General features: G+C 76.1%; 21 protein-coding genes and 1 pseudogene. 12 read left to right on the top strand and 10 right to left on the bottom strand.

Annotated features, from left to right (window positions below; all coding sequences use genetic code 11):
* Nucleotides 1-202 precede the first annotated feature (202 nt).
* Nucleotides 203-3,517, bottom strand: a pseudogene (gene fdh / locus ACI8AX_RS11810) (formate dehydrogenase).
* 81 nt (nt 3,518-3,598) lie between these two features.
* Nucleotides 3,599-4,624, bottom strand: a complete 1,026-nt coding sequence (locus ACI8AX_RS11805; protein ID WP_456550002.1) for a hypothetical protein — start codon at nt 4,622-4,624, stop codon at nt 3,599-3,601.
* A 136-nt stretch (nt 4,625-4,760) separates the two neighbouring features.
* Here ACI8AX_RS11805 and ACI8AX_RS11800 point away from each other — a divergent pair, with 136 nt between their 5' ends.
* The 7 genes from ACI8AX_RS11800 to ACI8AX_RS11770 all read left to right on the top strand — a co-directional run bounded on the left by ACI8AX_RS11800 (nt 4,761) and on the right by ACI8AX_RS11770 (nt 11,939).
* Nucleotides 4,761-5,159 carry a VanZ family protein gene (locus ACI8AX_RS11800; protein ID WP_456550001.1) on the top strand — a complete coding sequence of 133 codons (399 nt, stop codon included), beginning with the start codon at nt 4,761-4,763 and terminating at the stop codon, nt 5,157-5,159.
* Nucleotides 5,160-5,256: 97 nt separating this feature from the next.
* Nucleotides 5,257-6,339, top strand: a complete 1,083-nt coding sequence (locus ACI8AX_RS11795) for a hypothetical protein (protein ID WP_456550000.1) — start codon at nt 5,257-5,259, stop codon at nt 6,337-6,339.
* A 91-nt stretch (nt 6,340-6,430) separates the two neighbouring features.
* A complete protein-coding gene (locus ACI8AX_RS11790) occupies nt 6,431-7,237 on the top strand; it encodes an MBL fold metallo-hydrolase (RefSeq protein ID WP_456549999.1) in 807 nt (268 codons plus the stop codon).
* The gene (locus ACI8AX_RS11785; protein ID WP_456549998.1) at nt 7,234-7,956 is read left to right on the top strand and encodes a DedA family protein; all 723 of its coding nucleotides are present in this window, start codon (nt 7,234-7,236) and stop codon (nt 7,954-7,956) included. The genes ACI8AX_RS11790 and ACI8AX_RS11785 overlap by 4 nt, the downstream gene beginning before the upstream one ends.
* A complete protein-coding gene (locus ACI8AX_RS11780) occupies nt 7,953-10,112 on the top strand; it encodes a phage holin family protein (protein ID WP_456549997.1) in 2,160 nt (719 codons plus the stop codon). The genes ACI8AX_RS11785 and ACI8AX_RS11780 overlap by 4 nt, the downstream gene beginning before the upstream one ends.
* 52 nt (nt 10,113-10,164) lie before the next feature.
* Entirely contained in the window at nt 10,165-11,136 is a 972-nt protein-coding gene (locus tag ACI8AX_RS11775; protein ID WP_456549996.1) for a glucosyl-3-phosphoglycerate synthase, read from the top strand.
* Nucleotides 11,137-11,267: 131 nt separating this feature from the next.
* Complete coding sequence (locus ACI8AX_RS11770; RefSeq protein ID WP_456549995.1) at nt 11,268-11,939, top strand: hypothetical protein; 672 nt, start codon at nt 11,268-11,270, stop codon at nt 11,937-11,939.
* Here ACI8AX_RS11770 and ACI8AX_RS11765 read toward each other — a convergent pair whose 3' ends face one another.
* From ACI8AX_RS11765 to ACI8AX_RS11755, 3 genes are all read right to left on the bottom strand, one after another.
* Nucleotides 11,940-13,637 (bottom strand): protein kinase domain-containing protein, encoded by a 1,698-nt coding sequence (locus tag ACI8AX_RS11765; protein WP_456549994.1) that lies wholly within the window; start codon nt 13,635-13,637, stop codon nt 11,940-11,942.
* Nucleotides 13,638-13,713: 76 nt separating this feature from the next.
* On the bottom strand, nt 13,714-14,379 hold the full coding sequence (locus tag ACI8AX_RS11760) for an HAD family hydrolase (protein ID WP_456549993.1): 666 nt from the start codon (nt 14,377-14,379) through the stop codon (nt 13,714-13,716).
* 46 nt (nt 14,380-14,425) lie between these two features.
* Nucleotides 14,426-15,541 carry an NDMA-dependent alcohol dehydrogenase gene (locus tag ACI8AX_RS11755; RefSeq protein WP_456549992.1) on the bottom strand — a complete coding sequence of 372 codons (1,116 nt, stop codon included), beginning with the start codon at nt 15,539-15,541 and terminating at the stop codon, nt 14,426-14,428.
* 124 nt (nt 15,542-15,665) lie between these two features.
* On the opposite strand from ACI8AX_RS11755, the gene ACI8AX_RS11750 reads away from it, so the two are divergent.
* Nucleotides 15,666-16,127, top strand: coding sequence for a DUF5946 family protein (locus tag ACI8AX_RS11750; protein WP_456549991.1), 462 nt, complete (start codon nt 15,666-15,668; stop codon nt 16,125-16,127).
* A 44-nt stretch (nt 16,128-16,171) separates the two neighbouring features.
* Entirely contained in the window at nt 16,172-16,846 is a 675-nt protein-coding gene (locus tag ACI8AX_RS11745) for a TetR/AcrR family transcriptional regulator (RefSeq protein WP_456549990.1), read from the top strand.
* A gap of 7 nt (nt 16,847-16,853) precedes the next feature.
* On the opposite strand, the gene ACI8AX_RS11740 is transcribed toward ACI8AX_RS11745, so the two are convergent.
* The 4 genes from ACI8AX_RS11740 to ACI8AX_RS11725 all read right to left on the bottom strand — a co-directional run bounded on the left by ACI8AX_RS11740 (nt 16,854) and on the right by ACI8AX_RS11725 (nt 19,693).
* A complete protein-coding gene (locus tag ACI8AX_RS11740; RefSeq protein ID WP_456549989.1) occupies nt 16,854-17,450 on the bottom strand; it encodes a TetR-like C-terminal domain-containing protein in 597 nt (198 codons plus the stop codon).
* A gap of 110 nt (nt 17,451-17,560) precedes the next feature.
* Nucleotides 17,561-17,872 carry a hypothetical protein gene (locus tag ACI8AX_RS11735; RefSeq protein ID WP_456549988.1) on the bottom strand — a complete coding sequence of 104 codons (312 nt, stop codon included), beginning with the start codon at nt 17,870-17,872 and terminating at the stop codon, nt 17,561-17,563.
* A gap of 29 nt (nt 17,873-17,901) precedes the next feature.
* Nucleotides 17,902-18,789, bottom strand: coding sequence for a 1,4-dihydroxy-2-naphthoyl-CoA synthase (locus ACI8AX_RS11730; protein ID WP_456549987.1), 888 nt, complete (start codon nt 18,787-18,789; stop codon nt 17,902-17,904).
* A 55-nt stretch (nt 18,790-18,844) separates the two neighbouring features.
* Nucleotides 18,845-19,693, bottom strand: a complete 849-nt coding sequence (locus ACI8AX_RS11725) for a hypothetical protein (RefSeq protein ID WP_456549986.1) — start codon at nt 19,691-19,693, stop codon at nt 18,845-18,847.
* A gap of 154 nt (nt 19,694-19,847) precedes the next feature.
* On the opposite strand from ACI8AX_RS11725, the gene ACI8AX_RS11720 reads away from it, so the two are divergent.
* Nucleotides 19,848-20,666, top strand: coding sequence for an endonuclease/exonuclease/phosphatase family protein (locus tag ACI8AX_RS11720; RefSeq protein ID WP_456549985.1), 819 nt, complete (start codon nt 19,848-19,850; stop codon nt 20,664-20,666).
* Between the two features lie 19 nt (nt 20,667-20,685).
* Here ACI8AX_RS11720 and ACI8AX_RS11715 read toward each other — a convergent pair whose 3' ends face one another.
* Nucleotides 20,686-21,156 carry an NUDIX domain-containing protein gene (locus ACI8AX_RS11715; protein ID WP_456549984.1) on the bottom strand — a complete coding sequence of 157 codons (471 nt, stop codon included), beginning with the start codon at nt 21,154-21,156 and terminating at the stop codon, nt 20,686-20,688.
* Nucleotides 21,157-21,199: 43 nt separating this feature from the next.
* Here ACI8AX_RS11715 and ACI8AX_RS11710 point away from each other — a divergent pair, with 43 nt between their 5' ends.
* Both ACI8AX_RS11710 and ACI8AX_RS11705 read left to right on the top strand, forming a co-directional pair.
* Complete coding sequence (locus tag ACI8AX_RS11710) at nt 21,200-21,508, top strand: hypothetical protein (RefSeq protein ID WP_456549983.1); 309 nt, start codon at nt 21,200-21,202, stop codon at nt 21,506-21,508.
* Complete coding sequence (locus tag ACI8AX_RS11705; protein WP_456549982.1) at nt 21,505-22,074, top strand: LOG family protein; 570 nt, start codon at nt 21,505-21,507, stop codon at nt 22,072-22,074. The genes ACI8AX_RS11710 and ACI8AX_RS11705 overlap by 4 nt, the downstream gene beginning before the upstream one ends.
* Nucleotides 22,075-22,120 lie beyond the last annotated feature (46 nt).

Genomic DNA, 22,120 nt, shown 5'->3' with positions numbered 1-22,120 from the left:
CATCCCCGCTCGCCTCCGGGGGTGGGGGATGTGGTCCCGCGGTGCTCGGGCTCGGCCCGCCGGGGCGGCCAGAGCACGAGCGTCCGCGAGGGGATGCCCACCGGTCGCCCTTCGTGCTCTGCCCGCAGGCGTGGGCAGAGCACGAGCGAGCGGAGAGAGGTGGTCGCCCCCGCAGGCTCGCGCCCGGTTCCGGCGTGGCGGCTCACGAGCCGGTCTCCGCGGCGCCGGTCGAGGACTCCACCGGGGCCCGGCCGTTCACGCCGACCCGCCCCGACGCCACCCCGGCCCGCCGCCGGTAGGCCTCCACGAACTCGATCAGCTCCGGCCCGCGCGGACGCCGGCCCGGGACGATGTCGGCGGTGCTGACCTTGTCCTCCTGGATGTGGGTGTTCGCGTCGAGGGCGATGCCCAGCAGGTCGTTGGCCGAGTCGCCGGTCGAGATCCCGCTGTAGGCCCAGTGGTAGGGCATGCCGATCTGGTGCACGACCTGCCCGCCGCGCAGCCGGATCGGCCGGATCCGCTCGGTGACCAGCACCTTCGCCTCGATCGCCGTCCGCGTGCTGACCAGCGTCGCGTAGTCGCCGTGGGTCAGCCCGCGCAGCGAGGCCAGCTCCGGCGACACCTCGACGAAGAACTCCGGCTGCAGCTCCGACAGGTAGGGCAGCGTGCGGCTCATCCCGCCGGCGGTGTGGTGCTCGGTGAGCCGGTAGGTGGTCACCTGGAACGGGAAGACCTCGCTCATCGAGGGGTTCTCCCGGTTCCACGGCCCCTCGATGCGCTCCACCGTCGGGCTCGCCTGCTGCTTGTAGAAGGCGTTCTCGACGACGGACTCCACCGGCTCGTAGTGCGTCGGCAGCGGCCCGTCGACCAGGCCGGCCGGCGCGAACAGCCACGCCTTGCCGTCGCCCTGCATGACGAACGGGTCGTTGCCGGCCAGCGCGTCCTGCGCCTTGGCGCCCTCCGGCGGCACGTAGTCCGGCCGCTTGGTCTTCTCGAAGTCGGGGACGTCGGCGCCGGTCCACTCGCCGGCCGCCTCGTCCCAGTAGACGTACTTCTTCCGCTCGCTCCACGGCTTCCCGTCGGGGTCGGCGGAGGCGCGGTTGTAGAGCATCCGGCGGTTGAGCGGCCACGCCCAGCCCCACTCCGAGGCCACGGCGCCCTGCTCCTTCGCCGGCTTGCGCCGGGCGGCCTGGTTGACCCCGTCGGCGTAGACGCCGGTGTAGATCCAGCAGCCGCCGGTGGTCGACCCGTCGTCCTTCATGTCCATGTAGGTCGACAGCGGCGCGCCGTCGGGTCCGGTGCCGTTGATCTCGCGCAGCACGGCCTCGGCGTCGGGGTCCTGGGTCTCGCCGTGCAGCGGGTAGTCCCAGGTCATGTGCAGCAGCGCCTGGTCCCGCGGGTCGGTCGAGTCCTTCAGCCGCTCCCGCAGGATCCGGCCCAGGTGGTAGTAGAACCACAGGTCGCTGCGGGCGTCGCCCGGCGGCTCGACCGCCTTCTCCCGCCACTGCAGCATCCGCTGCGTCTGGGTGAAGGTGCCCTCCTTCTCCACGTGGGAGGCGCAGGGCATGAAGAAGACCTCGGTGCCGATCGTCTCGGGCGCCAGCTCCCCGGTCTCGACCTCCGGTGACTCCTGCCAGAACGTCGCCGACTCGATCATCTGCAGGTCGCGCACGACCAGCCAGTCCAGGTTCGCCAGGCCGAAGCGGTTCATCCGGCCGTTGGGGTGCCCGACCGTGGGGTTCTCCCCGACGAGGAAGTAGCCCGAGACCTTCCCCTGGATCATGTCGGCGATCGTCCGGTAGGAGCTGTGGTCGCCGTTGATCTTGGGGATCCAGTCGAACCGGAAGTCGTTCTCCGGCTGCGCCGCGTCGCCGAACCAGGCCTTGAGCAGGCTGACCATGTAGCTGCGCTTGTTGCCCCAGAACCCGGCCTTGCCGGCGGCGTCGGCGCAGTACTCGTCGAGCGTCTGGTGCTGCATCGCGTGCGGCATCGGCAGGTAGCCGGGCAGCAGGTTGAACAGCGTCGGGACGTCGGTGGAGCCCTGGATGCTCGCGTGCCCGCGCAGCGCCATGATCCCGCCGCCGGGACGGCCGATGTTGCCCAGCAGCGTCTGCAGGATCGACGCCGTCCGGATGTACTGCGCGCCGACGCTGTGCTGCGTCCAGCCCACCGAGTACACCCACGCCGTCGTCCGCTCGCGGTTGCTGTTCTGGGTCACCCACTGCGCGACCTGCTCGAACACCGCCGGCTCGATGCCGCACACCTCGGCGACCATCTCCGGCGTGTAGCGGGCGAAGTGCCGCTTGAGCACCTGGAACACGGTGCGCGGGTCCTGCAGCGTGTCGTCCCGCAGCGGCTTGGCCGGGATGGGCGGGCCGCCGCTGCCGGCCGCCTGCGCCCGGTCGGACTTGCGGACGTCGGGGTGCTCGTCGCCGGCGTCCTGCGCGGCGGCCTCGGCCGGGTCGTCGGAGCCCGAGTGCGGCGGCTCCTCCGGCTGGTACTGCCAGCTCGTCTCGTCGTAGCTGTTGCTCTCCGGGTCGAAGCCGGAGAACAGCCCGTCGAGGTCCTCGGTGTCGACGAAGTCCTCGCTCACCAGCGCCGCGGCGTTGGTGTAGGCGACGACGTAGTCACGGAAGTAGAGGTCGTTCTCCAGCACGTACCGGATCAGCCCGCCGAGGAAGGCGATGTCGGTGCCCACCCGCAGCGGCACGTGCAGGTCGGCGACCGCGCTGGTCCGGGTGAACCGCGGGTCGACGTGCACGATCTTCGCCCCGCGCGCCTTGGCCTCCATCACCCACTGGAACCCCACCGGGTGGCACTCGGCCATGTTCGAACCCTCGATGACGATGCAGTCGGAGTTCGCCAGGTCCTCCAGGAAGTTCGTGGCACCGCCACGACCGAACGAGGCACCCAGACCGGGCACCGTGGAGGAGTGCTATATGCGCGCCTGGTTCTCGATCTGGATCGCGCCCAGGGCGCTGTAGAGCTTCTTCATGAGGTAGTTCTCCTCGTTGTCGAGGGTCGCCCCTCCGAGGCTCGCTACTCCCATGGTCCGGTTGACCCGGTGCCGGTTGCCCTCCGGCCCGTCCTCGTCCTGCCAGCCCTTGCGCCGGGCCTCGAGCACGCGGTCGGCGATCATCTCCATCGCCGTGTCGAGGTCGAGGTCCTCCCACTCCGTCCCGTACGGACGGCGGTAGCGGACCTTCGTCACCCGCGTCGGGCTGGTCACCAGCTGCTTGCTGGCACTGCCCTTGGGGCACAGCCGCCCGCGGTTGACCGGCGAGTCCGGGTCGCCCTCGATCTGGGTGATCCGCCCGTCCTCGACGTACACCTTCTGCGCGCAGCCCACCGCGCAGAAGGGGCAGACGCTCTTCGCGACGCGGTCGGCGGTCGCCGTGCGGCTGACGACCTGCTCGGTCGCCCTGCTGCGCGCGGCCTTGCCCCGCCCCAGGGGGTCGGAGCCGGTGAGCTGCCGGAACACCGGCCAGGCGTCGAGCCAGGTCTTCACCCCGCTGATGCTGCCACCGCCCGCGGGATCCGGCCGCTCGAGACCCGGATCGCCGTCCTCTCCCGGGCCGGACCACGGGCAGGACACGGCTCAGCCCGCCGTGATGCGGTAGCTCCCCCCGCCCGACACCGCCTCGACCCGGATGCCGACCACCCGGTCGGTGTCCCCGCCGCGGAACTCGACGAACTCCGCGTCCCGGGACCGGAACTGGTCGACCACCTGCTCCTGCCCCTGGTCGACCACCGTCAGCCGCGCGTCGAAGTCGGCGCCCACCCCCGGCCACACCGTCACGAAGACGTAGCGGCCCGCCGGCACGGTCACCAGGTGGGACACCGGGACGCCGGGCACGAGCTCGCCGGCCGCCTCGTCGCTCCCGTCCACGGTGGGCGGCACCGAGGGCGCCTCCCCCGGCTCCAGGTGCTCGGCGGCCGTGAGCTCGTACGCCGCCGGCCCGCTCCCGAGGTTGCAGACCCCGTAGTTGAGGCCCTCGTCGTCGGCCACGTCGAACACCGGGTGGCCGGCCCGGTCGGTGGCCACCTGCGGCGTCGCGTCCTCGTCGGGGCCCTCCGGCCCCCACACCACGTCGGCGGAGTCGGCGGTGACCGCCAGGACGACGTCCGGCAGCCCGTCGGTGCTCACCCAGTGGCTGACGCAGTCGCCGGCGGCGAGCTCGCCGGATGCCTCGCCGGGCACCGGCACGTCCCCGCGGCCCAGCGTGTGCAGCCACACCTCGACCGTGGCCCCCGGCTCGCCGGTGACCAGGACCGGCGCCGCGTCCTCCGGCACCGAGTAGTTGGCCCCCACGAGCCCCGGGACGGCGTCGCTGCCGGCCGGCGGCAGGAACGCGGCGTCGCCGTCGGCCGTGTGCACGAGGTAGGTCTCGTGCTCCTCGGCGGCGAACGTGCGCACGGCCTGCCCGTCGTCGTCGAGCCGGACCTCGGTGACGTCGCCGAGCGCGAGCTCACCGCTGGGCGCGGGCGTGCCCGCCCCGTCCCCGTCGCGGAGCAGCACCGACGCCGTGACCACCCCCGCCGCCAGGACGACGACGAGGGCCAGCGCGACCAGCCACCCCCGCCGCCCCGTCGCCGCGCCGTCCCGTCCCTGCCCGACCGCCACCGTGCGCCTCCTCCTCCAGCCCGTGGACCGCGCGACCCTGGGACAACGCCGGCGCAGCGGCAAGGGGTCCGGCCGCGGCGGGTGCTCCCCGGCCGGGCGGCCCGACGCGCTCAGGGACGGCGGTTACGGTGCGCGCATGGTCCGGGCCGCGCGCATCGCGTTGGCGCTGTACCTGCTGGCCGGCGCGGCGATCACCCTGGGCCCCACCCCCGCCGGGCTGTTCGGCACGGGCAACCGGGCCGCCCGGGACCTCACCGACGGCGCGCTGTCGTCGGCGGCCATCGAGGCCGGTGCGAACGTGCTGCTGTTCGTGCCCGTCGGGTTCCTGCTCTGCGCGGCGTTCCCGGCGGTGCGGCGGGTCTGGCTGTGGGCGCTGTGCGCGGCCGCCTCCGCGTCGATCGAGCTGTACCAGTACGCGTTCCCCGGGCGGGACGCCTCCCTGCGCGACCTGGTGATGAACTCGCTCGGCGCCGCGCTCGGGGTGGCGCTGGAGTGGGCCGTGACTAAGGTGCGGGCCCGCCGCAGGACCGGGTGACCCCGTCAGGGGAGAGGTCGTTGCGCCGGCGGCCCGGCCGACGGACGCTGGCGGGAGACGGCGTCCCGTGCCGTCGACGGAGAACGGGGTGCCCACGATGACCGACCCGTACGGCCGGTACCCGTACCGGCCCGCGGCGCCCGAGCCGTACCCGCCGGCCGAGGTCGAGTACGAGGTCGTCTACCCGCCGCTGAGCTCGATCCCCGGCTCCACGTCCGCGTCGCCCGACCCGTGGGGCGCCGGCTCCCCGGCGCCCTCCCCCGCCGCTGCGGCGTCCGGCCCCACCGGTGACCGGCCGCGGCCGGTCACCGCGGCCGCCGTCCTCGCGCTCGTCGAGGCCGGCCTGCTCGCGCTGGGCACCGTGGTCGCGGTGGTGCTGGTCGGATCCGGGGACGGCGGGGGCGCGGGGGCCGTGTCGGCGCTGGCCGCCGTCGCCGCGAGCGCCCTGGCCGGGCTGCTGGCGGTCGGCGGCCTGGCTCTGCTGCGCCGCACCGGCCGTCGCCTGGTCACCGCCACCACCTACGCCGAGCTCGGCCTGCTCGGTGCGCTGACGCTGTGGGCCGTCGTGGGCCTGGCCGGCGACGGGTCCGGGCTCGCCGCGGTCGGGGTGCTGCTCGGCGGGGTCGCGGTGGCCGCGCTGCCCGTCGTCCGCCTCGTCCTGCTCGCCCGGCCACCGGTGCCGGCCTGGCTCGCAGCCGCGCCGCCGGCCGGTGCGCCGGTGTGGTCGCCGGTCAGCGGCCGGTGGGTGCCCGCCCGCGGTCCCGGCCTGCCCGGCGGGGTGCTGGCCGCCGTCGCCGCGCCGGCCGCGGTGCTCGCCGTCGTCGCCGCCGTCGTCGTCGGCACCTCGGGGACGGGGGCCGGCGGCCTGCCCGTCGCCGACCCGTACGCGCCGGGCGTCGAGGGCGGCGACGGGTACTCCGGCTACAGCTCGTGGGGCAACCGGTACTACCAGGACGGCGAGGCCCTGCCCGCGCCGCCCGAGAGCAGCCACCTCTACGACGCGCAGTACGACGCCGAGGCCCGCGACTGCGCCGAGGGCGACATGACCAGCTGCGACGAGCTCTACTGGGCCACCCCGGTGGACGACTTCTACGAGTGGTTCGGCTCCAGCTGCGCCGGCCGGGTCGACCACGAGCTGTCGGGCGGCTGCGTCGACCTGCTGGGCCCCGACGCCGACTGACGACGGGCCCCGGTGAAAAGCGGGGTACACGGGCGGGCGAACCAGGGGAAACCCCGATGATCCCGTCGGAGGTGCGCGAGACACTGGGGACGTGGGCGACCCGGTGCTGCACTTCCTGGGCCACTCGACGGTGCGCGTCGAGCTGGCCGGGCGCACCGTGCTCACCGACCCGGTCCTGACCTCCCGCGTCGGCCCGCTGCGGCGGGTCGCGCCGCTGCCCGACCCGGCCGCCTGGGCGGGGGTGGACCTCGTCCTGCTGAGCCACCAGCACGGCGACCACCTGCACCTGCCCTCGCTGCGGCTGCTCGGCCCCGGGGTGCGGGTCGTCGCGCCGCGCGGCGCCGGCGCCTGGCTGCGGGCCCGCGGGGTCGCCCGCGTCGACGAGCTGGCCCCCGGGGAGTCGCTGACCGACGGCGACCTGCGCGTCACCGCCGTCGAGGCCGACCACAGCGCGCACCGGTGGGGGCCGCGCCTCACCCACGGGCCCGACGCCCCCGCCGTCGGCCACCTGCTAGAGGGCGCCGGGCGCACGGTCTACGCCAGCGGCGACACCGACCTGTTCGACGGGATGCACGACCTGCGCGGGCGGGACGTCGACGTCGCCCTGCTGCCGGTCTGGGGCTGGGGCCCGACCCTGGGCCCGGGCCACCTCGACCCGCTGCGCGCCGCCGAGGCGGTCGAGCGCATCCGGCCGCGGACCGTCGTCCCGGTGCACTGGGGCACGCTCGCGCTGCCGGGCAGCACCCTCGTCCCGCCGCTGCGGAGCCGGATGCGGCGGCTGCTCACCGAGCCGCCGCGCACCTTCGCCGCCGCGGTCGCCGCCCGCGGCCTCGGCACGCGCGTCGCGCTCACCGAGCCCGGCCGGCCGGTCCTCCTCCCCGCCGCGGACGCCGCATGAGCGCGCTGGCCAGCAGCTGGACCGACGCCTCCTCCCTCGGCTACCCCGTCGTCTTCGGCGGGGTGCTGCTCGGGTCGGTCGTGCCGGTCGTGCCCACGGGCGCGGTCGTCGGCGCGGCGGCCGCGGTCGCCACGTCGTCGGGCCACCTCGACCTGGTCGCCGTGCTCGTGCTGGCCACGCTGGCCGCCTGGACCGGCGACGTGATCACCTTCGCCGTCTGCCGGTTCGGCGGTCCGGCCGCCGTCCGCTGGGTCGCCCGCGGCCAGCACGCCGACCGGATCGCCGAGGTGCGCGAGCAGTTCCGGCAGCACGGCTGGCAGATCATCGTGGTCGGCCGGCTGCTCCCGGCCGGGCGCATCCCCGTGCTGCTGGCCGCCGGCGCGCTGGCCTACCCGTGGCGGCGGCTGCTGCCGGCGAGCCTGCTGGCCGCGCTGCTGTGGGCCGTGGCCTACGCGCTGCTCGGCGTGGTGAGCGGCGGCGTCTTCGACTCCCCGCTGATCGCGACCCTCATCGCGACGGTGCTCGTGCTGGTCGTCAGCGCCCTGCTCAACCTGGTGGCCGCCGCCCGGCGGCGGCGCCGGGTCCTGCGGGAGGACGACGCCGCGCCGCCGGCGCCCCGGGCACCCGGGGACCCCGTCGGCGCGGCGGGCGCCACGGACCCCGGCGACGCCGAGCCGACGCCGTGCGGTCCGGTCGCCGACCGCACGGGGCGACCGTGACCCGCCCCGCGGAGCGCGGCCGGGTCCTGCAGCGCGGGCGCACGCCGGCCCGCGTGCTGCTCACCTGGGCCGCCGCCACCGTCGCGCTGGTGCTGCTCGACGACTGGCTGCCCCGCTTCGACCTCGGGTCGTGGTGGCAGCCGCCGCTCATGGCGCTGCTGCTCGGCCTGCTGACGGCGGTCGTCTGGCCGCTGGTCATGCGGGTGGCCCTGCCGGTCGCGTTCCTCACCCTCGGCCTGGGCAGCTTCCTGCTGCTGGGCGTCGCCGTGCTCGGGGTGTCGTTCCTGGTGCCCGGCGTCGTGGTGGAGCGGGTGGGCACCGGGGTCGCCGTCGCGGTGGGCATGGCCGCGGTCTCCGGCCTGGTCAGCAGCCTGCTGGCCATCGACGAGGACGAGCTGTTCTTCCGCCGCGCGCGCCGCCGGGCCCGGCGGTCCGGCGAGCCGGCCGAGCAGCCGCCGGGCGTGGTCTTCCTGCAGATCGACGCGCTGTCGTACGAGACCGCCCGCCGCGCCGTCCGCGACGGGTCGATGCCCAACGTCGCCGCGCTGCTGCGGTCGGGCAGCCACGCGATGACCTCCTGGCACACCGACTGGAGCTCGCAGACCGGCGCGGCGGTCAGCGGCATCCTGTTCGGCAGCAACCACGACGTCTTCGGGTTCCGCTGGTACGAGAAGGACCGCGACCGGCTGGTCCGCGTCTCCCACCCCGAGGACGCCGCCCTGGTCGAGAGCCGGCTCTCCGACGGGCGCGGCCTCCTCGCCGGCGGCGGCGCGAGCCGGGGCAACCTGTTCACCGGCGACGCGCCGCACGTCAGCCTGACGATGAGCTCGCTGGCCCACGTGGTCCCCGCCGGCAGCCGCCGCGCCCGCGCCCTGGAGCGGGTGGGGTCGGGCTACTACGCCTACTTCGCCAACCCGGTGAACGCGCTGCGCACGATCGCGGTCTCCGCCGTCGACATCGGCCGGGAGCTGGTCGCCGCCGCCCGGGAGCGCCGCGACGACGTCCGCCCGCGGGTCTCCCGGGGCGGGCTGTGGCCGCTCATGCGGCCCGGGACCACGGTGATCAGCCGGGACGTCGTCGTCTTCGCGCTGCTCGAGGACATGATGGCCGGCCGGCCGGTCGCCTACGCCGACTTCCTCGGCTACGACGAGGCCGGGCACCACGCCGGGCTGGAGCGCGCCGACACCCTGGCGGTGCTGCGGACCATCGACCAGCAGATCGGCCGGCTGCACCGCGCCGCCGCCCTCGCGCCGCGCCGCTACCACCTGGTGTGCCTCTCCGACCACGGCCTCACCCAGGGGGAGGCGTTCGAGGCGCGGTTCGGCGAGACCGTCGAGGCGCTCGTCGGCCGGCTGTGCGGCGCCGACCCGGACCCGCGGACGGTCTGCAGCGGCCCCCGCAGCAGCCGCGGCCCGGCCGACGGCGGCTGGCAGATCGGCGCCGCCCTGGGCGAGGGCGGCGGCCCGGTCGCCCGCCGGCTGCGGGCGCGGGTCCAGAGCGGGGAGCGCCACGACCACGATCTGCCGGCCAGCGGCGGGGGCGCCGTGCCGCGGGTGGCCCCGGGCGTCGTCGTCACCGTCTCCGGGCACACGGCGTCGATCTCGTTCGCCGACCTGCCCGGCCGGGTGCCGCTGGAGGAGATCGAGCGGCACTGGCCCGACCTGCTGCCCGGCCTGGTCGACCACGCCGGCGTCGGCTTCCTGCTCGTCCGGTCGCTGGAGCACGGCCCGGTGGTGCTCGGCCGGGACGGCGTGCACCGGCTGGCCACCGGCGAGGTGCTCGGCAGCGACCCGCTGGCGCCCTACGGCGAGCACGCGCCGGCGCTGGTCGCCCGCGTCTCGGACTTCCCGCACTGCCCGGACGTCGTCGTCAACAGCGCCTGGGACCCGGTCACCGACGAGGCCTCCCCGTTCGAGCCGCACGTCGGCTCGCACGGCGGCCTGGGCGGGCCGCAGCAGCGCGGCTTCCTGGTGCACCCGCGGTCGTTCGCCCCGCCGGGCGAGGTGGTCGGCGCCGAGCACCTGCACCGGGTGTTCCGCGGCTGGCTCACCGACCTCGGCCACCCCGAGCCCGACGGCGCGGGCGCGACGGTCGGCCCGGACAGCGCCACCGCGCGCGGTCTCCGGGTGGGCGGCGCCCCGGTGGCCGGCAGGTGAATCTCCGCCCCCGTCCCTGGCGGGTCCCCCCGGCAGCGCAGACAGTGGGCCGATGAGACCCGACGCGCGCGCCTGGTTCGAGAGCCGCACCTCGACGGCCGCCGGGCTGGCCGAGATCGACGCCGCGGCGCTGCTGCGCGCCAAGCGGCGCGGTGGGCACCGCGTCAGCGTCGTGCTGCCCGCCCGCGACGAGGAGGCCACCGTCGGCCGGCTGGTCACCGACATCGTCGAGCGCTGGATGCGCCGGGTGCCGCTGGTCGACGAGCTGCTCGTCGTCGACTCCGACTCGACCGACGCCACCGCGGAGGTCGCCCGGGCGGCCGGCGCCGACGTCGTCTCCACCGCCGAGGTGCTGCCCGCCCACGGCAACCGCCCGGGGAAGGGCGAGGCGCTGTGGAAGTCGCTCGCGGCCACCACCGGTGACCTACTGGTCTTCCACGACGCCGACCTGCTCGGCGACGTCTCGCACTACGTCCCCGCGCTGCTGGGGCCGCTGCTGACCACCCCGGAAGTCGGCTACGTGAAGGGCTGCTACACGCGGCCGCTCAGCGTCGACGGCGTGACCAGCCCGGCCGGGGGCGGGCGGGTGACCGAGCTGACCGCGCGGCCGCTGCTCAACGCCTGGTGGCCGGAGCTCGCCGGGGTCGTCCAGCCGCTGTCGGGCGAGTACGCCGGCCGCCGCGAGTTCCTCGAGCAGGTGCCGTTCTCCTCCGGCTACGGCGTCGAGGTCGGCCTGCTGCTCGACCTGCTGCGGATCGTCGGCCTCCCCGGCCTGGCGCAGGTCGACCTGGGCGAGCGCCGGCACACCTCGCAGACGCAGGACGCGCTGAGCCGGATGGCCGGTCAGGTCGTGTCGGCCGTGCTCGCCCGCGCCGGCCACGGGCGCCCCGTCAGCGGGCTGCTCACCCAGTTCCGGCACGACGCGGACGGGTTCGAGCCGTACAGCAGCGCCGTCGCCGTCGACGAGCGACCGCCGATGGCGAGCATCCCCGAGTACCGCGCGCTGCAGTCCCTCCCCGGCTGAGGAGCCCGCCGCGCGCGGGCGTCCCCGGCATACCGGCCCGGACACGGCTCGCATTGGCGGCTGCGCGCCCTCCCGGCATCTAGCCTGTGCAGCCGCGGCGTCGCAGGGTGCGGGCCGGGAACGGGGTGGACGTGAGCAGGACCGGGCGGGCGCTGGCTGTCGCGACGGTGGCGCTGGGGGTGGCGTTGACGAGCACCGCGTGCGGCGGTGGCGGGGACTCCGAGCCGATCGGCCAGCCCTCCAGCAGCGCTCCCGAGACGACGTCGGAGCCGGCCGAGACCTCGACCAGCAGCCCGGCGACGACGTCGTCCCGCGCGACGACGACGTCGTCCAGCTCGGCGGGTGCGTCGTCCACCGACGACGGCGTCCTCGACGAGGAGGACGAGGGCCGTGAGCTGGGCCTGGAGGACTTCTTCAACGCCGACTCCCAGTGGGAGGAGCGGCGCTACGACCTCGCCGCCCAGCAGGACGTCCCCGGTGTCGGCTCCATCGTGCAGGGGTGCGGCCAGAGCAGCACCTACGACCGGACGCTGGAGCTGCGGCTGGGCAACAACTTCAGCGAGCTGACCTTCTCCGCCGCGCAGGCGAACAACAGCCAGCGCTCCGACCAGAACATGGTCGTGGAGATCCTCGCGAACAACGAGCAGCGCGACATCCGCAGCGTGCCGTTCAACCAGACGCAGGACTTCACCATCGACGTCACCGGCGTCAACGCGCTGGTCCTCCGCCTCTACCTCGACGACGAGGTCGCCGACTGCCGCGGGTCGGTCGTCGGCGTGATCTCGGAGGCCACCGTCAACTAGTCAGTCGGCCTCCAGCGGCAGCGCGCCCTGGTCGAGGTCCCGCAGCGACGCGGTGAGGACGTTGCTGCCGCGGACCTCGACCACGCACGTCGTCCCGGCCTCGCGCGCGACGAGGTCCGCGTCGTGCCGGGAGAACGGCACCCCCATGTACGCCCCGGCGCGGCCGCTGCAGTTCAGCGGGTCCGTGGCAGCCTGCTGCTCGAAGACGACCTCGGCGGCGTGCGGCTCCGAGCACGGCAGGGCGGCACCGTCGTCGGCCAGGCAGCGGCGCCACTGGTCGGCCCGGCCGTCGAGCACGCCTCCGGCGGAGCCGTCGAGGTCGGCGTCCGGCAGGCCGACGGTGCACGCCGTGCCGACGGTGCCGAGGACCAGGTCCTGGCGGAGCACGTCGGTGCCCGGCTGCCCGCCGAGGTACTGGAGCAGTGCCTGGGGCGAGCAGTCCGAGGCGCTGTAGACCTCCACGGCGTGGGCGCCGTCGCAGGCGGTCGGGGCCGAGGCCGCGTCCAGGCAGTCCCCCACGGCCAGGGCGGCCGCCGTCGCCGTCGCCGGAGCGGGCTCCTCGCCGGCGGGCGCGGACGGGACCGCCGAAGAACCGGGTGAGCCGCCGTCCGTCGCCGTCCCCCCGCCGGCGCCGTCGTCCCGCCCACCCAGGAGGACGACGACCGCGGCGACCAGGCCCGCGAGCACGGCGAGGGCCGGCACGACCAGGATCCACCGCCTCGAGCCCCGCTCGGGTCCCGGTGCCGGCGGGGGCGGGCCCGGGTGCGGGTCGCGCAGCGTCGGGACCCGGCCGACCGGAGCCGGGGAGGACCAGGGCACGGGCGGCGGGGGAACCTGCGCCGTCGCACCACCCACGGTGGTCGGCGGGGCGGCCGACAGCGCAGCCCGGGCCGCGGTGGCCAGCTCCTCGCAGGTGGCGAAGCGGTCGGCCGGGTCCTTCTGCATCGCCCTCGTGACGACGGCGGCCAGCGCCGGTGGCAGGTCCGGGCGCAGCTCCCGCAGGTCGGGCACCGGACCCGTGATCACGGCGGCGAGCAGGGGGCCGGGCTCCTCCACCGGGAAGGCCCGGCGACCGGTCAGCAGCTCGAACAGGACGGCGCCGAGCGAGTAGACGTCCGCCCGACCGCTCGTGGCGCGGCCGTCCAGCTGCTCGGGCGCCGAGTACGGGATCGTCCCCAGCAGCGCCCCCTGGGCGGTCAGCCCGGCGGTCGCCGCGAGGTTCTTCGCGATGCCGAAGTCGGTGAGCACCGCCTCCCCGTCCGCGCGGCGAAGCATGATGTTCGCCGGCTTCACGTCGCGGTGCAGCAGCCCACGGGCGTGCGCGTGGTCCAGCGCCCGGCCGACGGCGGCCACCACGTCGACCGCCTGCTGCGGGGGGAACGGCCCGCGCTCGCGCAGAGCGGTGTCGAGGTCGGTCCCGTCGACGAAGCGCATCGCGATGAAGAGGTGGTCGCCGTCCTGCCCCTTGTCCAGGACGTCGACGACGTTCGGGTGCTCGAGGGTGCACAGGAGGTCGGCCTCAAGCTCGAAGCGCTCCCGCACCCCGGGGTACCGGGCGACCCCGGGGTTCATCACCTTGAGCGCGACCGACCTCGGCAGCGTCGGGTGCCGCGCCTCATACACCGCTCCCATGGCGCCCTGCCCGAGCAGCCGGACGATGCCGTACCCGCCGACGGTCGAGCCGCTCGGAATCCCCACCGTTCCCCCCGCGTGCGTCGCTGCCCGGCCGGCAGCCCGCACGAGTATGCGGTGCGGGGAGGCCGCCGGACGTCGGTCAGGCGAGGGGTGTGTCGGCCAGCTTGGCGGCGAGGTCGCCGGGGGTGTCGTAGATCGCGACGGCGCCCGCGTCGTTGAGCTCGTCGTCCCCGAAGCCGCCGGAGCGCACCACCAGGGCGGGCATCCCGGCGTTGTCGGCGGCCTTCACGTCCCAGACCGAGTCGCCGACCAGGACGCTCGGGGCGTCCTCGGGTGCGCCGAGCTTGCGCAGGGCCACCTGCAGCAGGTCGGGGGCGGGCTTGGTGTTCTCGACGTCCTCGCTGCTGGTCCAGGCGTCGGCGACGTCGCGCGCGTCGAGCAGGTCCAGCGACAGGTCCACGTGGTGCGGCTTGCCCGAGCTGGCCAGCACCAGCCGGTGCCCGCGCTCCTTCACGGCGAGCAGCAGGTCGCGGGCGCCGGGCAGCACGGCCACCTCCCGCATGAGCGGGTCGGCCTCCTCCACCCAGCGCTCCCGGGCCTGCTCGCCGATCCGCTCCTCGAGCTCGTCACCGCCGATCGCGGCGACCAGCTGGTCCCCGCCCATGCCGATCAGCCGGTGGATCCGCCAGATCGGGAACGTCTCGCCCAGCGAGCGGAAGGCCCGGTACCAGGCCAGGGCGTGCTGGTAGTTGGTGTCGACGAGGGTGCCGTCGACGTCGAGGACGGCGATCGCGGAGGCGGCCATGGGCGCACCGTTGCCCGCCCCGCCGTCCCCGCAACCCCGTCGGGGGTCAGCCGTGGACCAGGAGGCCGCGCACCGTCTCGCCGGCCGCCTGGTCGCGGTAGCCCTGCGTGAGCTCGTCGAGGCCGTACCGGCGGGTGATCAGCCGGTCGAGCTCCAGCCGGCCCTCCTCGTGCATCCGCAGCAGCCGCGGGATGTCGGTGAACGGGTTGCAGTTGCCGAACAGCGAGCCCTGGACGCGGTGCTCGAACACCGTGGTCAGCTGCCCGTTCAGGGTGCCGATGCCGTCGGCGGGGCGGTCGGCGAGCGCGGTGAGCACCAGCGCGCCGCCCTTGCCGACGCAGCGCGTCGAGTCGGCCACCACCTCGGCCGACATCTTCCCCACGGTCACCACCACGACGTCGGCGCCGGTGCCGCGGGAGAGCTCGCGGGCCAGCCCGGCCGCCTCCCGGGCGTCGGCGACGGTGTGCGTGGCGCCGACGGACTCCGCGAACGTCCGCTTCATCTCCACCGGGTCGACGCCGACGACGTGCAGCGCGCCGGCGTGCGCCGCCCCCTGGACGGCGTTCACGCCCACCCCGCCCAGCCCCACGACGACGACCGTGTCGCCGGGCCGCACCCCGCCGGCGTACACCGCCGAGCCCCAGCCGGTCGGCACGCTGCAGGCCAGGAGCGCGGCGACGTCCAGCGGCGCCGACGGGTCGATGCGCACGCAGGAGAACTCGCTGAGCACCGAGTGCCGGGCGAAGGCGCCGACCATGCAGAACCCGCCGAGCTCGCGGCCGTCGTCCAGCCGGAACGGGAGCGTGCCGGTGGGCAGCTGCCCGGTGGCGATCGTGGCCCCGGCGTCGCAGATGCTCGACCGGCCGGTGGCGCAGTAGCGGCAGTGCCCGCAGGCCGGCAGGAAGCTGGTGACGACGTGGTCGCCGGGCGCGACCCGGGTGACGCCCGGCCCCACCGCCAGGACGACGGCGGAGCCCTCGTGGCCGCCGACGATCGGGTAGGAGCCGCCGGGGTTGGCGTGGCGCAGGTGCTCGTCGGAGTGGCACAGGCCGGCGTAGGCCATCTCGACCAGCACCTCGCCCGGCCCGGGGTCGACCACCTCGAGGTCGACGACCCGGTACTCCGTGCCGGGCTCGAACAGCACCGCTCCTGTGGTCCTCACCGGGTCCCGGTCTCCTTCCGCACCTGCGCCGACGCCGGCCCCAGCTTCCCCGGACGGCGCGGCCGGCGGCCCACCGGGTCCGGCCGGCGAGGCGGATCGGCCCAGGCAGGAGGACGATGGAGGTGTGTCCGCACCCCACGCCGGCCCGGCCCCGGCTCCCGGAGGCGCCCCGGAACCGGCGGCCTGCCCCGGCTGCGGCGCGGTGCTCGCGCCCCTCCCCGGCTCCGACGGGCCCGCGGGCGCGGCCGCCGCGTGCCGGCGGCTGTTCGAGGAGACGACCCGGGGCCTGCGCGAGGAGGCCGCCGCCGACCCGCGGGCCGCCGTCACCGTCGCGCTGGCCGACACCGCCTACGCCGCCCAGCACCCCGACCCGGCCGACCCGCGGGCGGTGCACCCGGTGCTCGACACGCTGGTCCGCCGCCTGGGTGACGAGCCCAACCCCGACCCGGCGCCGCAGCGCCCGCGGGCCTGGCAGATGACCCCGGCCGACATCGCCGCCGACCTCGACGTCGTCGGTCTCGAGACGCTGGTGGAGACGTGGGCGCGCACCGTGGCCGAGGACTGGAGCCGGGCCACCCGCTCCTGACGCCCGGGACGCGCGGACTACGCAGCGTTGTTACCGTGTTAGCCGTGAGTGATGGGGGTGACCGCCGAGCGCGGAAGAAGGCGGCGACCCGGGCACTGGTGCTGGAGACCGCGCAGCGGCTGTTCGCCGAGCGCGGGTTCGACGCGGTGACCATCGCCGACATCGCGGCGACCGCCGACGTCGCCGTCCAGACGGTGTTCAACCACTTCGCCACCAAGGAGGAGCTCTTCTTCACCGGGCGCACCCCGTGGGTGGACGCGCCGGCCGAGGCGGTGCAGCACCGGCCCGAGGGGGTCTCGCCGCTGGCCGCGCTGCGCCCGGCGCTGGTGGCGGAGATCGAGGCGCACATCGCCGGGCTCGCCGACCCGGCGCACCGCGGCATGGTCACCACGATGGCCGCCTCCCCCGCGCTGCAGGCGCGCGAGCGCGAGCTCAACGACCAGTCCCGGGCGAGGCTGCAGGGGGCGCTGGTCGACGCCTGGTCGACCGCGGACGGCGCGCACCGGCCGCCCGACGTCCACCTCACCGCCGCGCTGGTGGCCGCGACCTGGACGGCGGCCGCCCGCACCGTGGCCGCCGAGACCCGTCAGCCGCTCCCGGACCCCACCGAGGCGCCGGACCGGGCCAAGGCGGCCGCCACCCTGGCCGAGCAGGTGCTCTCCGGCCTGGAGGCGGCGCTGCGGACCAGCGACTCGGTGGACCCGCGCGACGAGCGCTGAGCCCGCGTCAGGCGGCGGCGGTCTGCCGGTCGCCCTGGACGACCGGCAGCAGCACCTCGTCCACGACCCGGTCCAGCCGCTCGGCCACGATCGCGCCGTCACCGGCAGCGGTGTACCGCTGCCACTGGAACGCCTCGAGGACGGAGCCCAGCAGCGCCAGGCGGGCCTCGGGCACCTCCTCGCCCCGGGCCGCGGCGCGCTCGCCGATCGCGGCGACCGCGGTCGCCAGCGGACGGGTGAGCGCGGCGTCGAGACCGGCGCGCAGCTCCTCGTCGTGGCGTGCGGCGCCGACGATGCTCGCCGCGGCCCGCTCCTCGCGGTCCAGCGGCCGGCGCCAGCGGTCGACCAGCGAGGCCAGGTCGCCGCGCACGGTGCCGGTGTCGGCCGGCTCGTCGACCAGCGTGAACCGGCTCACCGCGTGCCGGGCCAGGGCCGACATCGTCGGCCAGCGGCGGTAGATGCCCGCCTTGCCCGCTCGTGCCCGGGCAGCGACGCGATCGCTGTTGAGCCGACCCCATCCCTCCTCGGCGAGGATGTCGACAGCGACCGACAGCAGCTGCTCCGACAGCTCGGAGCTCAGCGGCCGTCCGGGGGTCCCACTCACAACGCGCTCCCGTCCTGTTACAGGCGCATACGCGCGCCATCCTGGCCGTTCAGTGGAGCGACCACAAGGATCGGAGCTTCACACACCCAAGTCGGTGGTGTGCCACCAGGTCACGCACCAGCGGCGCTCTGCACCGGTACGCGCAGGGTCCCGTCGTCCCCGGCGGACGCGGCGAGGCGCTCCCAGCGCTCCGCCCAGTCCGCGCCGCCGGCCTGCGGCTCGGCCGCGGTGCGCACGGCGGCGGCGTCCAGCACCGCCGTGTCGGCGTCCTCGAGGCGGCCGAGCCCGGCGGCGGCGAGCGCCTCGCCGGCCTCCTCGTCGGTGGCCTCCCCCACGGCGACGAACACCTTGGTCAGGTCGTCGACCTCGACGACCCGCACCTCGGGGCGCTGGTCGGCGCCTCCCACCACCTCGACGATCACGGCGACCTCCTGCGGTCTCGGTGTGCGGCCTACACGTGCCAGGGGAACTGCGAGAAGTCCGGGTCGCGCTTCTCGAGGAAGGCGTCGCGGCCCTCGACGGCCTCCTCGGCCATGTAGGCCAGCCGGGTCGTCTCCCCGGCGAACAGCTGCTGACCGACCAGTCCGTCGTCGATCAGGTTGAACGAGTACTTGAGCATCCGCTGGGCGGTCGGGCTCTTGGCCACGATCCGGCGTCCCCAGTCCAGCGCGGTGCGCTCGAGCTCCGCGTGCGGCACCACCCGGTTCACCATGCCCATCGCGTGGGCGTCCGCGGCGCTGTACTCCTCGCCGAGGAAGAAGACCCCGCGGGCGAACTTCTGCCCGACCTGGCGGGCGAGGTAGGCCGAGCCGAAGCCGCCGTCGAAGCTGCCGACGTCGGCGTCGGTCTGCTTGAAGCGGGCGTGCTCGGCGCTGGCGAGGGTCAGGTCGCTGACCACGTGCAGGCTGTGCCCGCCGCCGGCCGCCCAGCCGGGGACGACGCAGACGACGACCTTCGGCATGAACCGGATCAGCCGCTGCGCCTCCAGGACGTGCAGCCGGCCGCTCGAGCCCGCCGAGTGCTCGTAGCCGTACCTCCCGCGCACCCGCTGGTCGCCGCCGGAGCAGAACGCCCAGCCGCCGTCCTTGGGGCTGGGGCCGTTGCCGGTGAGCAGCACGCAGCCGACGTCGGTCGACAGCCGGGCGTGCTCCAGCGCGGTGATCAGCTCGTCGACCGTCTGCGGCCGGAACGCGTTGCGCACCTCGGGCCGGTCGAAGGCGATGCGGACGACGCCGGCGTCGACGGCCCGGTGGTAGGTGATGTCGGCGAAGTCGAACCCCTCGACCGGCCGCCACGCACCCGCGTCGAAGATCTCCGAGACGTCGTCGCGCGCGCTCATGACCCGCACGGTAGTGCCGCCCGGCGAGGGTGCTCCGGCCGGTCCGCCGGCCGGCTCACCCGCCGAGCAGACCGCCGACCCCGTTCGTCACGCCGCCGAGCACCTGGCCGGTGCCGTCGACCAGCCCGCCCACCGGATCGCCCCCGGTCGCGCCCTCGACGACCGAGCCGAGCCCGTCGGTCACGCCGCCGAGGGTCTCCTCGACGGCCTCCGTCGTCTGCTGCACGACCGGCGGCGGCGGGGGCAGGGCCGGGGCGGGCGGCGCCGGGCTGGAGACCGGCGGCGGGGTGGTGGACCCGCCGCCGGAGCCCGGCACCGGGGTGGAGCCGGTGCCTCCCGTACCGCCGGGGCCGCCGGTGCCGCTGCCGCCGCCCGCCGCGGGGGCGCCGGGGGCCGCGACCCCCGGGGCCGGCGCGCCGGGCGCGGGAGCGCCGGGCAGCGCGCCGACGCCGCCGGGCGCCGGGGCGGCGACCGTGCCGCCGAGCGCCTGGGTCAGCCGGCCGGTGGCGGTGCTCAGGCTCTGGAACTGCGCCGCGTTCGCCGGGCCGATGACGGTGGTGAACGGCCAGCCGTCGAGCCCCTCGGCGCCGATCAGCGGGGACAGCCGGCCGAAGCCGCCGGGAGCCGACGTGTCGGGGCCGCCCGCGACCGCGCCGCTGCCGCCGCCGGCGCCACCCGCGGCCGACGCGGTGTCGTCCGCGTCGGCTGCGCCGGTGCCGGACAGGGCCAGCACGGGGGCGGCGACGAGGCCGGCCACGGCGGCGGTCATCAGCACCCGCCAGTTGCGGCGGTCGGCCGCCAGCCCGGCGGGGTCGGCGGCCGCCCGCGCAGCGGTGGCACGCGGTGCGGAACGGGACGACGAGGAGCGTCCTGCTGCTCCGGACGCCTTCTGACGGCTGCTCACGGCGCCTCCCTTACCCGCGCGTAACCGTGTCACACATCACTGTCACATGGTTTCCGTCGGGGCTCCAGTGCAGGTCAGCCGTGCGGGTGGCCGGCCGCACCACCTCGGCCGCCCCGGACGGACCGGTCCGGCCCCGCCGCGTACCGTCCGGCGGGTGGCCGACCGTCCGGTGCTGCGCGTCGGCACGCTGAACCTCGCCTCCGGCCGCGGCCCCTCGGGCGGCGTCCTCCCCGCCGAGCGGATCCGGGCGGCCCTCGACGGGCTGGACGTCGACGTGCTGGCCGTGCAGGAGCTCGACGCCGGGCAGCCGCGCTCGTCGGGCGCCGACCAGCCCGCCGTGGTCGCCGCCGCCCTCGGAGCCCCCGACTGGCGGGCCGCCGCCACGGTCGCCGGCACCCCGGGCCCGGTGCGCAGCTGGACGCCGGTCGACCCGCCGGTGCTGCGCGGCCCCGGCGACGCCGTCCCGGGCCCCCTCTACGGCATCGCCCTGGTCAGCCGGCGGCCGGTGCTGCGGTGGGCGGTCCTGGGCCTCGGCGGCGGGCGGGCCCGGCTGCCGGTGCGGGCGCCGGACCCGCGCACCGGCCGGCCGCGCTGGTGGTGGGTCCCCGACGAGCCGCGGGTCGCCGTCGCCGCCGTCCTGGACGGGCTGACCGTCGTCGGCACCCACCTGTCCTTCTCCCCGCCGACCGCGGTCCGCCAGCTCCGGGCGCTGCGCCGCTGGACGGCGACGCTGCCCGGCCCGGTCGTGGTGGCCGGCGACCTCAACCTGCCCGGCGGGCTGCCCGCGCGGCTGCTGGGCGGCGTCGCGCTGGTCGCGGCGGCCACCTTCCCGGCGGCCGGGCCCCGGGTGCAGCTCGACCACCTGGTGTCGCTGGGCGCCGGACCCGCCGGCCCCGGGACCGCGACCGTCCTCGCCGTCGGCGACCACCGCGCGCTCGTCGCCCCGGTGCGCGGAGGGGATCCGCCGCCCTGACGCCCACGGACCCCCGCGCCTAGGCGAGCAGCAGCGGCAGCAGGCGGGGCAGGGAGGCGGCCAGTCCGGGGTGCAGCGGCACCCGCTCCAGCTCGGTCAGCGGGATCCAGCCGACCGCGGTGCTCTCGCCGTCCAGCCGCAGGTCCGCCGGCTCGATCGGGCGGGCCGGGGTGGCCAGCACGGTGGTGTAGGCCCATCCGCCGTGGTCGTCGACGGACCGCGCCCCGAGCACGACGTCGTCCTCGGCCAGGCCGAGCTCCTCGCGCACCTCCCGCAGGGCGCCGCGCTCGGGCGCCTCGTCCAGGTGCAGCGCCCCGCCGGGCGTGCCCCAGGTGCCGCCGTGGTGCGACCACTCGGCGCGGTGCTGGAGCAGCAGCTCCGGGCCGGTGTCGCCGTCGCGGTGCAGGAGCAGCCCGGCCGCGCCGGCCCGCCCCCAGTGCCGGTGGCCGAGGTCGCACGTCGTCCAGCCGTCGGTCGGCGAGAACACCACGCCGCCCAGTGAACAGCACCGCCGCGCTGGCAGGATCGACGCGGTGACCACCGTCCAGCTGCGCCGCTACCGCCTCGAGCCCGGCCGCCTGCCCGAGTTCCTCGCCTGGTTCCCCACCGTGCTGCCCGTCCGGGAGCAGTTCGGCTTCCGCGTCGTGTCCGCCTACGCCGACCACGCGCTGGACACCTTCACGTGGGCGGTGGCGTACGACGGCGACGAGGCCGCGTTCACCGCCGCGGTGCAGGCCTACGACGCGTCCCCGGAGAAGGCCGCCGCCTTCGAGACCTTCCCGCGGGTGATCACCGAGCAGGTCAACGGCTTCGTCGAGGACGTCCTGGCGCCGCGGGCATGAGGGTCGCCGTCTTCACCGGCTCGCAGAGCGGGCCGGAGTCCCACCGCGCCGCGGCCGCCGCGCTCGCCACCGACCTGGCCCGCGCCGGCGTGGGCGTCGTCTACGGCGGGGGGCACGTGGGGCTGATGGGTGTCGTCGCCGACGCGGCGCTGGCCGCCGGCGGCGAGGTGGTCGGCGTCATCCCGCAGCACCTGGTGGACGACGAGCTGGCCCACCCCGGGCTGCCGCGGCTGGAGGTCGTGGCGTCGATGCACGAGCGCAAGGCGCGGATGGCCGAGCTCGCCGACGCGTTCGTCGCGCTGCCCGGCGCCGCCGGCACGCTCGAGGAGCTGTTCGAGGCCTGGACCTGGGGGATGCTCGGCCTGCACGCCAAGCCGACGGTGCTGGTCGACGTCGACGGGTTCTGGCAGCCGCTGCTGGCCCAGCTGCGCCGCATGGCCGACGACGGCTACCTCGACCGCCGCCGCCTCGACGCCCTCGGTGTCGTGAATGACGCGGCGGGGCTGCTGGCCTTCGTGGAGTCCTACGAGCACCCGCCGCGGAAGTGGACGCCGACGCCGCCCTGACCCCTCGAGGGGGCCGGGGCGTAACGCCGTCGAAAACCAGCGGTGC

It is taken from the genome of Blastococcus sp. SYSU D00813 (assembly GCF_054050735.1).
The sequence above is the reverse complement of the archived record's forward strand: the minus strand, read 5'-3'. Positions and strand labels throughout refer to the sequence as shown.

Excerpts from the sequence above, each read along its gene's own strand:
- ACI8AX_RS11730 (WP_456549987.1), bottom strand. The coding sequence starts at position 18,789 with ATGAGCGCGCGCGACGACGTCTCGGAGATCTTCGACGCGGGTGCGTGG.
- ACI8AX_RS11800 (WP_456550001.1), top strand. The coding sequence starts at position 4,761 with ATGGTCCGGGCCGCGCGCATCGCGTTGGCGCTGTACCTGCTGGCCGGC.
- ACI8AX_RS11795 (WP_456550000.1), top strand. The coding sequence starts at position 5,257 with ATGACCGACCCGTACGGCCGGTACCCGTACCGGCCCGCGGCGCCCGAG.
- ACI8AX_RS11760 (WP_456549993.1), bottom strand. The coding sequence starts at position 14,379 with ATGGCCGCCTCCGCGATCGCCGTCCTCGACGTCGACGGCACCCTCGTC.
- ACI8AX_RS11775 (WP_456549996.1), top strand. The coding sequence starts at position 10,165 with ATGAGACCCGACGCGCGCGCCTGGTTCGAGAGCCGCACCTCGACGGCC.
- ACI8AX_RS11705 (WP_456549982.1), top strand. The coding sequence starts at position 21,505 with ATGAGGGTCGCCGTCTTCACCGGCTCGCAGAGCGGGCCGGAGTCCCAC.
- ACI8AX_RS11785 (WP_456549998.1), top strand. The coding sequence starts at position 7,234 with ATGAGCGCGCTGGCCAGCAGCTGGACCGACGCCTCCTCCCTCGGCTAC.